Genomic DNA, 13,335 nt, shown 5'->3' on the forward strand with positions numbered 1-13,335 from the left:
AGCGACTCCTACCGCTTCTTCTTGCTGCGACGACGGACGATCAGCCGGTCGCTCGACTTGTTCGCCTGGCGAGTGCGGCCTTCCTTCTTGCCGCCGGGGTTCACCGGGTGGCGGCCACCGGAGGTCTTGCCCTCACCACCGCCGTGCGGGTGGTCGATCGGGTTCATGGCGACACCGCGGACGGTCGGGCGCTTGCCCTTCCACCGCATGCGGCCGGCCTTGCCCCAGTTGATGTTCGACTGCTCGGCGTTGCCGACCTCGCCGACCGTGGCGCGGCAGCGCACGTCCACCATCCGCATCTCGCCGGAGGGCATGCGCAGCGTGGCGTACTTGCCCTCCTTGGCCAGCAGCTGGACGCCGGCGCCCGCGCTGCGGGCGATCTTGGCGCCGCCGCCGGGGCGGAGCTCGATGGCGTGCACGACCGTACCGGTCGGGATGTTGCGCAGCGGCAGGCAGTTGCCCGGCTTGATGTCCGCGCCCGGCCCGTTCTCCACCCGGTCGCCCTGCTTGAGGCCGCGGGGGGCGAGGATGTAGCGCTTCTCGCCGTCCACGTAGTGCAGCAGCGCGATCCGCGCGGTGCGGTTCGGGTCGTACTCGATGTGCGCGACCTTGGCCGGCACGCCGTCCTTGTCGTGCCGGCGGAAGTCGATCAGGCGGTAGGCGCGCTTGTGCCCGCCGCCCTGGTGCCGGGTCGTGATGCGGCCGTGGTTGTTGCGGCCGCCCTTCTTGGGGAGCGGACGCAGCAGCGACTTCTCCGGCTCGTCGCGTGTGATCTCGACGAAGTCGGCCACGCTGGAGCCGCGACGCCCCGGAGTCGTCGGCTTGTAGTTACGGATGCCCATCTTTTTCGTTCATCCCTTGTCTGCTTCGGGACCTCGGCCTGGTTAGGCCGGGCCGCCGAAGATGTCGATCCGCTCGCCCTCAGCCAGGCTGACGATGGCGCGCTTGGTGTCCTTGCGCTTGCCGTAGCCGAACCGGGTCCGCTTGCGCTTGCCCGGGCGGTTGAGCGTGTTCACGTTCGTCACCTTGACGCCGAACACCGCCTCGACGGCCTGCTTGATCTGCGTCTTGTTGGCGTCCGGGCGGACGACGAACGTGTACTTGTTCTCGTCCAGCAGCCCGTAGCTCTTCTCCGAGACGACCGGCGCGATGATGACGTCGCGGGGGTCAGCGATCTTGTTCATGTGCGACCCTCCTTACTTCTTCGCCGCGCGCGAGATGAACTCGTCGTACGCCGCCTTCGTGAAGACGACGTCGTCGTTCACCAGCACGTCGTAGGTGTTGAGCTGGTCGGAGACGAGCACGTGCACGCTCGGCTCGTTGCGCAGGCTCTTCCAGGTCAGCTCGTCCTCGCGGTCCAGGACCAGGAGGACGCGCTTGGCCTCGGTGACCTCGCGCAGGGCCTTCAGCGCCGTCTTCGTCTTCGGGGTGTCGCCCTCGATGAGCCCGTCCACGACGTGCACCCGGCCGAACCGGGCGCGGTCGGACAGGGCGCCGCGCAGCGCGGCGGCCTTCATCTTCTTGGGCGTCTTCTGCGAGTAGTCCCGCGGCTGCGGGCCGTGCACGATGCCGCCGCCGGCGAACTGGGGCGCGCGGGTCGAGCCCTGGCGGGCGCGGCCGGTGCCCTTCTGCCGGTACGGCTTCTTGCCACCGCCGCGGACGTCGCCGCGGGTCTTGGTGGCGTGCGTGCCCTGGCGCGCCGCGGCCAGCTGCGCCACCACGACCTGGTGGATCAGCGGCACGCTGGTCTTCGCGTCGAAGACCTCGCCGGGCAGGTCGATGTCGAGCTTGGAGGTCACTTGCCCGTCCCCTTCACTGCGTCGCGGACCAGCACCACGCCGCCGTTGGGACCGGGAACCGCGCCCTTGATGAGCAGCAGGTTCTTCTCCGCGTCGATGGCGTGGACGGTCAGGTTCTGCACGGTGGTACGGGCGTTGCCGTGCCGTCCCGCCATGCGGAGGCCCTTGAAGACGCGACCCGGGGTCGCGCAGCCGCCGATCGAACCCGGCGAGCGGTGCTTGCGCTGGGTGCCGTGCGAGGCGCTCAGGCCCTTAAAGCCGTGGCGCTTCATGACACCGGCGGTGCCCTTGCCCTTGCTCGTGCCGGTCACGTCGATCTTCTGGCCGGCCTCGAAGACGTCGGCGGTGATCTCCTGGCCGAGTTCGTACTCGGTGGTGTCGTCGGCCCGCAGTTCGACGAGGTAGCGGCGCGGCGTGACGCCGGCCTTCTCGAAGTGACCCGAGCGCGGCTTGTTCACCTTGCGCGGGTCGATCTGCCCGAACCCGATCTGGACGGCGGTGTAGCCGTCCTTCTCCTGGTTCTTGAGCTGGGTGACGACACACGGCCCGGCCTGGACGACGGTCACCGGAACCATCCGGCCCTCATCGTCGAAGACCTGGGTCATGCCGAGCTTCTCGCCCAGGACGCCCTTCCTCTGCGTACTCATCTCGGTGCGTCCCTTAGAGCTTGATCTCGATGTCAACGCCGGCCGGAAGGTCGAGCCGCATCAGCGAGTCGACCGTCTTGGGCGTCGGGTCGATGATGTCGATCAACCGCTTGTGCGTGCGCATCTCGAAGTGCTCGCGGCTGTCCTTGTACTTGTGCGGCGAGCGGATGACGCAGTACACGTTCTTCTCGGTCGGCAGCGGCACCGGGCCCGCGACCTTGGCGCCCGTCCGCGTCACCGTCTCAACGATCTTCTTCGCGGAGGTGTCGATGACCTCGTGGTCGTAGGCCTTGAGCCGGATGCGGATCTTCTGTCCCGCCATGGTGGCCTCGGTGTCCTTTGCTGTAGTGCCGCTGTTTACTTCATGGTCGTGACGCGGCGGCCCGGCGTGGGGAGTCCCAGCGGCCGGGCCGCCGCGTGACGAGGGGTGTTACTTGATGACCTTGGTGACGCGACCGGCGCCCACCGTCCGGCCACCCTCGCGGATGGCGAACTTCAGGCCCTCCTCCATGGCGACGGGCTGGATCAGCTCGACGCGCATCTCGGTGTTGTCGCCCGGCATGACCATCTCGGTGCCCTCGGGGAGGTTCACCACGCCGGTGACGTCCGTGGTCCGGAAGTAGAACTGCGGACGGTAGTTGTTGAAGAACGGCGTGTGGCGGCCGCCCTCGTCCTTGGACAGGATGTAGACCTGCGCCTCGAACTCGGTGTGCGGGGTGTTGGTGCCCGGCTTGATGACGCACTGGCCGCGCTCGACGTCCTCGCGCTTGATGCCGCGCAGGAGCAGGCCGACGTTGTCGCCCGCCTGGCCCTGGTCGAGCAGCTTGCGGAACATCTCGACACCGGTGACGGTGGTCGAGGTGGACTCGGGCTTGATGCCGATGATGTCGACGGTCTCGTTGACGTTGACGACACCGCGCTCGATGCGGCCGGTCACGACGGTGCCGCGGCCGGTGATCGAGAAGACGTCCTCGATCGGCATCAGGAACGGCTTCTCGGTGTCGCGCACCGGCTCGGGCACGTTCTCGTCGACGGCGGTCATCAGCTCGACGATGGACTCGCCCCACTTCTCGTCGCCCTGCAGCGCCTGGTAGGCGGAGACGCGGACGACCGGGACGTCGTCGCCCGGGAACTCGTACTCGGAGAGCAGCTCGCGGACCTCGAGCTCGACGAGCTCCAGGATCTCCTCGTCGTCCACCATGTCGCACTTGTTCAGCGCGACGACGATGTAGGGGACGCCGACCTGGCGGGCCAGGAGCACGTGCTCCTTGGTCTGCGGCATCGGGCCGTCGGTGGCGGCGACCACCAGGATGGCGCCGTCCATCTGCGCCGCACCGGTGATCATGTTCTTGATGTAGTCCGCGTGCCCCGGGCAGTCGACGTGCGCGTAGTGCCGGGCCTCGGTCTGGTACTCGACGTGCGCGATCGAGATCGTGATGCCGCGCTCGCGCTCCTCCGGCGCCTTGTCGATGTCCTCGAACGGCGTGAAGGGGTTGAGGTCCGGGTACTTGTCGTGGAGCACCTTGGTGATCGCCGCGGTAAGCGTGGTCTTACCGTGGTCGATGTGTCCAATGGTGCCGATGTTCACGTGCGGCTTCGTCCGCTCGAACTTGGCCTTCGCCACTGGTTGCTCCTTGTTGCGATCCTCGGCCGTCTAGACGACCGCTTCGATGTACGTCCTGGTGATCTGTGGGCAGGCCCGGGTGCTATTCGCCCCGCGCCTTGGCGATGATCTCCTGCGCCACATTCGTGGGAACCTCGGCGTAGGAGTCGAACTGCATGGTGAAAACAGCCCGGCCCTGGGTCTTGCTGCGCAGATCACCCACGTAGCCGAACATCTCCGACAGGGGCACGAGCGCCTTGATGACGCGCATGCCGTGCCGCTCGTCCATGGACTGGACCTGACCGCGGCGGCTGTTGAGGTCGCCGATCACATCGCCCATGTTGTCCTCGGGCGTGGTGACCTCGACCGCCATCATCGGCTCCAGCAGCGTGGGGGACGCCTTGCGGGCGGCCTCCTTGAACGCCATGGAACCGGCGACCTTGAACGCCATCTCCGAGGAGTCGACCTCGTGGTAGGCGCCGTCCCGCAGGGTGACCTTGACCCCCACCATCGGGTAGCCGGCCAGGACACCGAAGTCGGCGGCCTCCTGGCAGCCCGCGTCCACCGACGGGATGTACTCCCGGGGGATGCGGCCACCGGTGACCTTGTTCTCGAACTCGTAGCCGTCGGACCCGCCGCCGAGCGGCTCCAGGTCGATGATCACGCGGCCGAACTGGCCGGAGCCACCCGTCTGCTTCTTGTGGGTGTACTCGACCTTCTCGACCTTGCGGGTGATCGTCTCGCGGTAGGCGACCTGCGGCTTGCCGACGTTGGCCTCGACCTTGAACTCGCGCTTCATCCGGTCGACGAGGATCTCCAGGTGGAGCTCGCCCATGCCGGAGATGACGGTCTGGCCGGTGTCCTCCTCGGTGCGGACCTGGAAGGACGGGTCCTCCTCGGCCAGCCGCTGGATCGCGGTGCCCAGCTTCTGCTGGTCGGCCTTGGTCTTCGGCTCGATCGCGACGTGGATCACCGGCGCCGGGAAGTTCATCGACTCCAGGACGATGGGGTCCTTGTCGTCGGACAGCGTCTCACCGGTGGTGGTCTGCTTGAGGCCCATCACCGCGACGATGTCGCCCGCGCCGGCGCGCTCGATCTCGGTGCGCTTGTTGGCGTGCATCCGGTAGATCTTGCCGATGCGCTCCTTGCGCTCCTTGACGGAGTTCATCACGGCGGTGCCGGACTCCAGCACACCGGAGTAGATGCGCACGAACGTCAGCTTGCCCAGGTGCGGGTCGCTGGCGATCTTGAACGCCAGGGCGGAGAAGGGCTCCTCCTCGCTCGGCAGCCGCTTGAGCACCTTCTCCTCGTCGCGGACGGCGTGGCCCTCGATGGCCTCGACGTCGAGCGGGGAGGGCAGGTAGCGGACGATCGCGTCCAGCAGCGGCTGCACGCCCTTGTTCTTGAAGGCGGTGCCGCACAGCACCGGGGTGAGCTTCGCGGCGATCGTCGCGCGGCGGATGCCGGCGTAGAGCTGCTCGACCGTGGGCTCCTCGCCCTCCAGGTACAGCTCCATGATCTCGTCGTCGTTCTCGGCGAGGGTCTCGATCAGCTTGTCGCGCCACTCGCGCGCCGTCTCGGCGTGGGTGTCGGGGATCTCGACCGTGTCGTACATCTCGCCGAGCTTGGCCTCCTCGTTCCACACGAGGGCCTTCATCTGGACGAGGTCGACGACGCCCTTGAAGTCGGCCTCGGCGCCGATCGGCAGCTGCAGCGGCAGCGGCGTCGCGTTGAGGCGGCTCTCGATCATGTCGACGCAGCGGTGGAACTCCGCGCCGACCCGGTCGAGCTTGTTGACGAAGCACATGCGGGGCACGCCGTACCGGTCGGCCTGGCGCCACACGGTCTCGGACTGGGGCTCCACACCGGCGACACCGTCGAACACCGCGACCGCACCGTCGAGCACCCGCAGGTTGCGCTCCACCTCGACGGTGAAGTCGACGTGCCCGGGGGTGTCGATGATGTTGATCGTGTGATCGGCTTCGTCCACGGACCAGTGGCAGGTGGTCGCGGCGGAGGTGATGGTGATCCCCCGCTCCTGCTCCTGCTCCATCCAGTCCATGGTGGCCGCACCGTCGTGGACTTCGCCGATCTTGTAGCTCATCCCGGTGTAGAACAGGATGCGCTCGGTCGTCGTGGTCTTGCCCGCGTCGATATGGGCCATGATCCCGATGTTGCGGACCTTGGCCAGGTCTACACCGGTTTTGGTAGCCACTGTCGTCCTCGCGTCGTCTCGTCGTTGCAGTTCGCCGGGGTTACCAGCGGTAGTGAGCGAAGGCCTTGTTGGACTCCGCCATCTTGTGCGTGTCCTCGCGCTTCTTGACAGACGCGCCAAGACCGTTGCTCGCGTCGAGCAGCTCGTTCATCAGCCGCTCGGTCATGGTCTTCTCGCGGCGCTGCCGGGCGTACACCACCAGCCAGCGCAGGGCGAGCGTGGTGCTGCGGGCCGGCCGCACCTCCACGGGGACCTGGTAGGTCGCGCCACCGACGCGGCGGCTGCGGACCTCCAGGGTGGGCTTGACATTGTCGAGCGCGCGCTTCAGCGTGACGACCGGGTCGTTGCCGGTCTTCTCGCGGGCGCCCTCGAGGGCGTCGTACACGATGCTCTGCGCGATCGAGCGCTTGCCGTCCAGGAGAATCTTGTTGATGAGCGCGGTGACCAGCGGCGAGTTGTACACCGGGTCAGCGATCAGCTGGCGCTTGCCAGCAGGGCCCTTGCGCGGCATCAGCTCTTCTCCTTCTTCGCGCCGTAGTGGCTGCGCCCTTGCTTGCGGTTCCGGACGCCCTGGGTGTCGAGAGCCCCGCGGATGATCTTGTACCGAACGCCCGGGAGGTCCTTCACACGGCCGCCGCGCACGAGCACGATGGAGTGCTCCTGCAGGTTGTGACCGACGCCGGGGATGTAGGCGGTGACCTCGATCCCGCTCGTCAGGCGGACACGGGCGACCTTGCGAAGCGCGGAGTTCGGCTTCTTGGGCGTCGTCGTGTAGACGCGCGTGCAGACGCCCCGGCGCTGGGGGCTGCCCTTGAGCGCGGGCGTCTTGTTCTTGGTCACCTTGTCCTGGCGGCCCTTTCGGACCAGCTGCTGGATCGTGGGCACCGCGTCTCCGTCTTCCTCGTACCGAGCCGGTAAGTCTTAATGCTGCAATCACCACCTCAGGCGAGGCTGTGACCTGCCGGTTTCCCGACCTCTCCGACCCACGCGGTCGGGCGTGTCGCCGTCTCACGGAAATACACCCGCGCGAAACCGACACAGACCGCCCGGCCCCTGAAAGGGCCGAATCAAGCCGGGGAGTAGATGCGGCGCTGGAGCTGGCCGACCGGCCTCACCGACGCGCACGCACAGTGGCCCGCAGAGCGGGCGCAAGTGAAGAGGTTACCTATCGCCGCGCCAAAGTGCAAAGCGAACGCGCACTACCGTGCGCGCCCCTGCGACGCAAGCCGCGGGACGGGAAGGGAGCCTTCTCCCTGTGACGGTGAACGGCGGAGAACCGGCGGATGTTCCCGCCCTGAGCGTCCCACTCCGAACGGGGGCTCCGTCGGCATTCTGTCCCACGTTCTCGTCGCGGGGAAGACATGGGCCAACTTTTACGCCTCGCCCGCCGGCCGCCGGCGGGTCCCGCCCACCGGCGGCCGACGGCCTCCAGCCTGGGTCAGCCGACGAGGTAGGCGCGCAGGATGGTCTGGGTCACGGTGGCACCGTCCGAGCCCTCGGCGGTGGCGCGGAGCGAGACGTGGCCCTTCTCCGGGTTGCGCAGGTAGGCCCGCCAGTGGTCGCCGACGGCCCGGACCCTGATCCGCTGCCAGTGCGCCCCGTCATCGAAGGACGCCTCCACGGTCAGGGCCTTGATCCGGGCCTCGCCGGAGCCGGGCTGGCGCTCGACGCGGACGGGGATGGCGAAGCGGCGCCCGGCGGGGGCGCGGCCCTCGGCGAGGGCCGGTGCGTAGCGGACGGCCATCAGCGGCAGCGGAACGGCCGCATCGGTGCGGGCAGACCGGAACGTCCATGCCGACTGCACCGCCGTGGACACCTCCCAGCCCGGCACGTCCACCTTCGCGTCCGCCTCCATCCGGTACTCGCCGGGGGCGGCGGGCACGGTGAACGCTCCCTCGCCGGAACGGCCGCTCGACCCGAGCAGCTCGCCGTCGCGGTAGAGCCGGACGTCGCCGCCCGCCTCGGGGTCCTGGACGCCGAGGTGCCCGTCGGCGTCACCGAACGCGGGAACGGCCATGTTGAGCTCGTCGCCCTTGCGGTAGGCCCAGGCCGGGCGTCCGGCATCCTGCGCAGGTGGAGCGAACGTGGGGCCCAGCACGCCCCGGTACATCGTCTCGTTCACGTGTTCGCCCGCACGGTACGCGCGCCGGGTGACGAGCACGGGAGCCGCGTAGTGGTCTCGCAGGACCACCCGCTGGAACCGCAGTCCCGGGCCGGTGGAGAAGTACTCGGTACGGGTGGCGGGAAGGCGCAGGGCGAAGGTCGGACTGCCGAAGCCGTGGCCGTCCACCTCCGCCGTCGTCTGCAACACCGTGGAGAACGGACCGCCCGGCGCGCGGTAGTCGGCTCTCGACATCCCCAGTTCGCGGTCGTGCACACGGTAGTCCGCCCGGTCGGGGACCTGGCCCATCGTGTGGTGGAACAGGTTGTACTGGTACGGGCTGGCCTCGATCCCCCGGGTGGTGACCCGCACCGGCCCGGCGTCGGCCAGGTCCCGGAGCCGGGCGGCGGCCGATGTGGTGCCGAACAGCACCGGCACGGGGAGCTTCGCGCCGAGCTTCGGTGCGCGGCCGTCCCTGACGAGCAGCACGGCCCGCGCACCCGACGCGGCCGCCCGGGCCACGCGGTCCGGGAGCCGTGCGTCGTCTTCCTCCGGCGCGTCGAGTACCACCAGCGCGCCTTCGGCGTTCGCGCCGCCGCCCGAGTCGTCGCCGTGGACGGCGGGCAGCCGGTGCACGCCGGGCAGCTCGCCCGCGAGGTACCGGGCGTCCACCGGGAAGGGCCGCGGGCCCGCGACGTCGAGGCGGATCAGCGGCTCGACCAGCACGCCGCCCGCGCCGAAGAGAAGGCCGGAGGACGAGCCGGTCGTCGCCGCGTACAGTTCCGAGGCCGCGCCGACGATGACCGTGCGGGTGCTGTACTCCCACGGCAGGCCGGGGGCCGCCTTGACCCGCATGATCGCGGAGAGGACGCCGTCGCGCGCGGTGGGGCGGTCGGCGGGCGTGAACCGCACGCGCTCGGCCTGCCGCGCGTCCAGTGTCAGCGTGGTGTCCCCGTCGAGCCGAAGGTCCGGGTTCATGAGCATCGACACCCTCGGTTCCGGCTCCCCCGGCCGGTCCTCGACGACGACGGCGCTGACGGCGTACCGGCCGGCGCCGAGCCGCACGCTCTCGCCGGACGCCCCGTAGCCGTCGGCGTAGGGGACGTCGAGGTTCTCGGCCTGCCACCACACGTCGGCGGGACGGCCGTCGCGGCCGAGCACCTCGACCTTCAGGGAGTGCTCCGTCGCCGCCGCCCGGACGCGGGGGGCGGGGCGCGGCCGGACGGTGCCCGCGAACGCGACCGGGCCCTTCCGGGTTCCGGCGAGCGTGGCGTCCCAGAACGCGGCGGCGCGGGACTTGGGCACCGCGGCCTTCTGCCCGCCCGCCACCGTCAGCGGCAGTTCGCGGGTGCGGGCGTCCCCGTAACCCGCTTCGAGCAGCCTGCCCACCTCGAACAGGCGCCGGTCGACACGTTTCTGCGCGATCAGGGGCTGGGCGTCCAGCGGGATCACGGTGAGGCCGGCCCCGTTCCCGGACCGGACGAACCCGACGCGTTCGCGTCCGGGCCCCGGGTGCAGGCGCACCGCCCCGGCATCGGTGACCTCGACGCGATCCCCGGTCACCAGGGTGAGCGTGCCGGTGGGGACGCGCGGGGCCGTCCGGGCAGGGGTGCCGGCCGCCGCCCCGGCCGCCGCGGACCAGTTCCCGAGGAACAGGACCGCGGCGAGCGGGGCGGCGAGGACTTTCCATCTCATGAGCGACTCCCAGTGGAAAGGTGCTGTCCACTGGGAGTCCCGGACGGAGACCGTCCCTTACCGCTCTGTGACGCGCATCACGCGTGCCGTGCCCGCCGCTACATGACGAAGGCGACGACCAGGACCACGAGGAGCACCACGACGGCGACGCCGCCGACGATGATCCAGAGCATGTTCTTGCCGCCCTTGCCCTCTTCGGCGCCGGCGCCGTAGCCGCCGGGCTGCTGGCCGTACTGGCCCGGCTGCCCGTACTGGCCCGGCTGGCCGTACCCCTGCTGCTCGGGCTGGCCGAAGCCCTGCTGGCCGTACTGCTGCTGCTCGCCGGGCTGGCCGAACTGCTGGCCCTGCTGGCCCTGCTGGCCGTAGCCCTGCTGCTGGTACGGCTGGCCGTACTGCTCGGGCTGCCCGAACCCGCGCTGCTGCTCGCCCGGCTGCTGGCCCGGCTGCTGCTGGCCGTAGCCCTGCTGCTGTTCGGGCTGGCCGTAGCCCTGCTGCTGCCCGAACTGCTGGCCGCCGGCCTGCTGCTGCGGCGGCTGCCCCTGCTGCTGGCCCCACTGCTGCTGGCCGATGTCGAGCCGGGTGGCGTCGCCGAGACCGCCCGCCTCGGGGGCGGCGGCGTGCCGGCCCTGCGACGGGGCGGACGGGTCGAACGCCTCGGTGGGGCGCGCGTCCTCGACGCCGCTCTCACCGGGCGGCCGGTACAGGTCGTCCACCGAGGGCGAGGCGCCGGACGTCGTCGAGCCGGCGCCGAAGCCGGACTCGGGCGGCGGCACCATCATCGTCCGCTCGTGGTCGGCCTGCTCCGGGCGGCCCTGGCCCGGCTGCGGCGCCTCCGGCGACCAGGGCTCGGGGGTGGACGGCGGCGCCGGCGCCTGCCACGGCTCGGCCGGCGGCTCCTGCCGCCGCTCGGGGCCGGTGGCGACCGGGACGTCGGTACCGGGCGACCAGTGCAGCGTCGCCTGGTCGTCGATCGCGGGGCGCTGCGGCTGCTCGGGCTGCTCGGGCGCGCCGGTGCCGGGACCGGGAACGATCACCGTGCGGTCGCCGATGCCCTCCTGCGGCTGCTCGGGCTGCGGCAGCGACTGCTCGGCGGGCGCGGGCGGCGGGAACTGACCGGGCTGCCCGTACTCCTGCTGGCCGTACTGGGGCTGCCCGTACGGCTGCTGCTCCTGCGGCTGCCCGTACGGCTGCTGCGGGTACCCGGACTGCTGCTGCGGGGGCTGCTGCTGCCCGTAGCCGGGCTGCGGCTGGCCGTACTGCTGCTGCTCACCCGGCGGGACGTACTGCTGGGGGTCCTGCGGGGGCGTGAAACCGCCGGGGCCGCCGGGCCCGGCGGGCGGGCCGTAGGCGGGCGGCTGCCCGTACTGCGGCTGCTGCTCCTGGGGGGCGCCGTACGGCTGCGGGGGCGGCGGCGGGGGCTGCTCGCCGAACTGCGGCATCGGCTGCTCCACCATGGTGGGCGGCGGCGGAGGCGGGGCGGGCCGCTCCTCCTCGCGCGGCTCGGGCTGCGGCGCGGGCGCGCCGGCCTGGCCGCCGAGCTGCGGGGCGCCGAACACCACGGTGCGGTCCCCGAGCGGGCGGGCGGGCGGCTCCTGCCGATCCTGCGCGGGCTGCCCCTCGTCCTCCGGCAACGGCCTCTGCGGTCCCTGCGTGCCGTCGTTCTCGGTCATCGTCGGGCTCCTTCAGCGCCGTCGGTCCGGGGCTCCTCAGCTCCCGGGGGCCCGGAGGCGGGCGGCGCTTGTCGCCGCCTCCGAACCTTCACCCATGTCACCACGTGGCGGTCTTGCCATGCGTGGGCGTTCTCGTCCACAGCCTGCCCCGATCGCCCGCAGGATCGCAAATCACCACCCCTGATAGACGCCGACCGTCCCCGGGCAGTTCCCGGCCCGGGGACGGGTACGTCCCGCCTCGTCAGAGGTGCCCTGAGATCGCGTGCGGACGGTACGGGGCCTCCAGCCGCGCGATGTCCTTCTCGTCCAGTTCGAGGCGCTCCGCGGCGATCGCGTCGTCCATGTGAGTGAGTTTCGTCGCTCCGACGATCGGCGCGGTCACCCCGGGCCGTCCGAGCAGCCACGCGAGCGCCACCTGCGCCGCCGGGACACCCTTCTCCCCCGCCACCTCGCGCACGGCGTCGACGACGTCGAAGTCGTCGTCGGTATAGAGGCCGTCGCCGAAGGCGTCGTTCTGGGACCGGACGGTCTTGCGCTCGCCGCCCCGCTCCCTGTTCCCGGCGAGCATGCCGCGCGCCAGCGGGCTCCACGGGATGAGGCCCACCCCCTGGTCGACGCAGAGCGGATTCATCTCGCGCTCCTCCTCTCTATAGAGGAGGTTGTAGTGGTTCTGCATCGAGACGAACTTCGTCCAGCCGCGGGTCTCGGCGGTGTGCTGGGCCTTGGCGAACTGCCACGCGAACATGCTGGACGCCCCTATGTAGCGCGCCTTGCCCGCGCGCACCACGTCGTGCAGGGCCTCCATGGTCTCCTCGATGGGCGTCCCGTAGTCCCAGCGGTGGATCTGGTAGAGGTCGACGTAGTCGGTGCCCAGCCGCCTGAGCGAGGCGTCGATGCCGGCCATGATGTGCTTGCGGGACAGACCCCGGTCGTTCGGGCCGTCCCCCATGGGCATGCAGACCTTGGTGGCCAGGACGTAGTCGTCGCGCCGGGCGAACAGCTTCGGCAGAAGGCGCCCGGTGATCTCCTCGCTCACTCCCACCGAGTAGACGTCGGCGGTGTCGAAGAACGTGACCCCACCCTCGGCGGCCCGCCGGACGATCGGCTCCGCCTCGCCCTCGCCGAGCGCCCACTTGCGCACCGCGGGGTCGCCGTAGCTCATCATCCCGAGGCAGATCCGCGAGACCTTCAGCCCGGTGGCGCCGAGCCGTACCTGTTCCATGGGCAACTCCTCTCAACCCCTCCACGGTGCCGCGCCGCCCCCCGAATCACCACCCCCATCCGCTGCACGGCGGTGTCGGCGGCGCTGTCCACGGGCGAGACCAGCAGCACCAGAACGGATCGTCAAGGTTGACCCGGCGCACACGTCGCAGGCCTGCAACGCGTGTGGGCGCCGCGCCCGGGACAACCACGAGAGCCGAGCGGTGTTCCGATGCGTCGCCTGCGGGCACCAGGCCAACGCCGACGTCAACGCCGCCCGCCACATCCGAAGACACCGCTGTGGGACGCACGGTGGCCGCGCGGGGAGGCGCGCCGTCGGGCGGGCCGGTGCACCGCGAACCTCAACCCCGTCTCCCCTGTGAGGGGCGGGTTACAATCCCCCGC

13 protein-coding genes are annotated in these 13,335 nt (G+C 70.6%); 1 reads left to right on the plus strand and 12 read right to left on the minus strand.

The window, feature by feature from the left end; translation table 11 throughout:
• Positions 1-8: 8 nt before the first annotated feature.
• The 12 genes from rplB to HUT06_RS39090 all read right to left on the minus strand — a co-directional run bounded on the left by rplB (position 9) and on the right by HUT06_RS39090 (position 12,952).
• A complete protein-coding gene (gene rplB / locus HUT06_RS39035) occupies positions 9-842 on the minus strand; it encodes a 50S ribosomal protein L2 (protein ID WP_176200297.1) in 834 nt (277 codons plus the stop codon).
• Between the two features lie 42 nt (positions 843-884).
• A complete protein-coding gene (rplW, locus tag HUT06_RS39040) occupies positions 885-1,184 on the minus strand; it encodes a 50S ribosomal protein L23 (protein WP_089324464.1) in 300 nt (99 codons plus the stop codon).
• A gap of 12 nt (positions 1,185-1,196) precedes the next feature.
• On the minus strand, positions 1,197-1,799 hold the full coding sequence (gene rplD / locus HUT06_RS39045) for a 50S ribosomal protein L4 (RefSeq protein ID WP_176200298.1): 603 nt from the start codon (positions 1,797-1,799) through the stop codon (positions 1,197-1,199).
• On the minus strand, positions 1,796-2,446 hold the full coding sequence (rplC, locus tag HUT06_RS39050) for a 50S ribosomal protein L3 (protein WP_176200299.1): 651 nt from the start codon (positions 2,444-2,446) through the stop codon (positions 1,796-1,798). Before rplC ends, rplD begins: the two co-directional genes overlap by 4 nt.
• Positions 2,447-2,459: 13 nt before the next feature.
• Positions 2,460-2,768, minus strand: coding sequence for a 30S ribosomal protein S10 (gene rpsJ / locus HUT06_RS39055; protein WP_018657599.1), 309 nt, complete (start codon positions 2,766-2,768; stop codon positions 2,460-2,462).
• A gap of 108 nt (positions 2,769-2,876) precedes the next feature.
• Entirely contained in the window at positions 2,877-4,070 is a 1,194-nt protein-coding gene (gene tuf, locus HUT06_RS39060; protein ID WP_176200300.1) for an elongation factor Tu, read from the minus strand.
• A gap of 82 nt (positions 4,071-4,152) precedes the next feature.
• Positions 4,153-6,264: an elongation factor G gene (gene fusA, locus HUT06_RS39065; RefSeq protein ID WP_176200301.1), complete on the minus strand. Its 2,112-nt coding sequence runs from the start codon at positions 6,262-6,264 to the stop codon at positions 4,153-4,155.
• Between the two features lie 40 nt (positions 6,265-6,304).
• Entirely contained in the window at positions 6,305-6,775 is a 471-nt protein-coding gene (gene rpsG / locus HUT06_RS39070; protein ID WP_021597494.1) for a 30S ribosomal protein S7, read from the minus strand.
• Positions 6,775-7,149, minus strand: a complete 375-nt coding sequence (rpsL, locus tag HUT06_RS39075; RefSeq protein ID WP_089324469.1) for a 30S ribosomal protein S12 — start codon at positions 7,147-7,149, stop codon at positions 6,775-6,777. The genes rpsG and rpsL overlap by 1 nt, the downstream gene beginning before the upstream one ends.
• 553 nt (positions 7,150-7,702) lie before the next feature.
• Complete coding sequence (locus HUT06_RS39080; RefSeq protein ID WP_176200302.1) at positions 7,703-10,060, minus strand: hypothetical protein; 2,358 nt, start codon at positions 10,058-10,060, stop codon at positions 7,703-7,705.
• Positions 10,061-10,158: 98 nt separating this feature from the next.
• Positions 10,159-11,730, minus strand: coding sequence for a hypothetical protein (locus HUT06_RS39085; protein WP_176200303.1), 1,572 nt, complete (start codon positions 11,728-11,730; stop codon positions 10,159-10,161).
• Between the two features lie 241 nt (positions 11,731-11,971).
• Positions 11,972-12,952 carry an aldo/keto reductase gene (locus HUT06_RS39090; protein WP_176200304.1) on the minus strand — a complete coding sequence of 327 codons (981 nt, stop codon included), beginning with the start codon at positions 12,950-12,952 and terminating at the stop codon, positions 11,972-11,974.
• On the opposite strand from HUT06_RS39090, the gene HUT06_RS44995 reads away from it, so the two are divergent.
• Positions 12,951-13,313, plus strand: a complete 363-nt coding sequence (locus tag HUT06_RS44995) for a transposase (RefSeq protein WP_254715619.1) — start codon at positions 12,951-12,953, stop codon at positions 13,311-13,313. The genes HUT06_RS39090 and HUT06_RS44995 overlap by 2 nt on opposite strands.
• Positions 13,314-13,335: the final 22 nt, after the last annotated feature.

Origin of the sequence: Actinomadura sp. NAK00032 (assembly GCF_013364275.1) — a bacterium.
GTDB lineage: Bacteria > Actinomycetota > Actinomycetes > Streptosporangiales > Streptosporangiaceae > Spirillospora.

Excerpts from the sequence above, each read along its gene's own strand:
- rplB (WP_176200297.1), bottom strand. The coding sequence starts at position 842 with ATGGGCATCCGTAACTACAAGCCGACGACTCCGGGGCGTCGCGGCTCC.
- rplW (WP_089324464.1), bottom strand. The coding sequence starts at position 1,184 with ATGAACAAGATCGCTGACCCCCGCGACGTCATCATCGCGCCGGTCGTC.
- rplC (WP_176200299.1), bottom strand. The coding sequence starts at position 2,446 with ATGAGTACGCAGAGGAAGGGCGTCCTGGGCGAGAAGCTCGGCATGACC.
- rpsJ (WP_018657599.1), bottom strand. The coding sequence starts at position 2,768 with ATGGCGGGACAGAAGATCCGCATCCGGCTCAAGGCCTACGACCACGAG.
- rpsG (WP_021597494.1), bottom strand. The coding sequence starts at position 6,775 with ATGCCGCGCAAGGGCCCTGCTGGCAAGCGCCAGCTGATCGCTGACCCG.
- HUT06_RS39080 (WP_176200302.1), bottom strand. The coding sequence starts at position 10,060 with ATGAGATGGAAAGTCCTCGCCGCCCCGCTCGCCGCGGTCCTGTTCCTC.
- HUT06_RS39085 (WP_176200303.1), bottom strand. The coding sequence starts at position 11,730 with ATGACCGAGAACGACGGCACGCAGGGACCGCAGAGGCCGTTGCCGGAG.
- HUT06_RS44995 (WP_254715619.1), top strand. The coding sequence starts at position 12,951 with ATGGGCAACTCCTCTCAACCCCTCCACGGTGCCGCGCCGCCCCCCGAA.
- HUT06_RS39090 (WP_176200304.1), bottom strand. The coding sequence starts at position 12,952 with ATGGAACAGGTACGGCTCGGCGCCACCGGGCTGAAGGTCTCGCGGATC.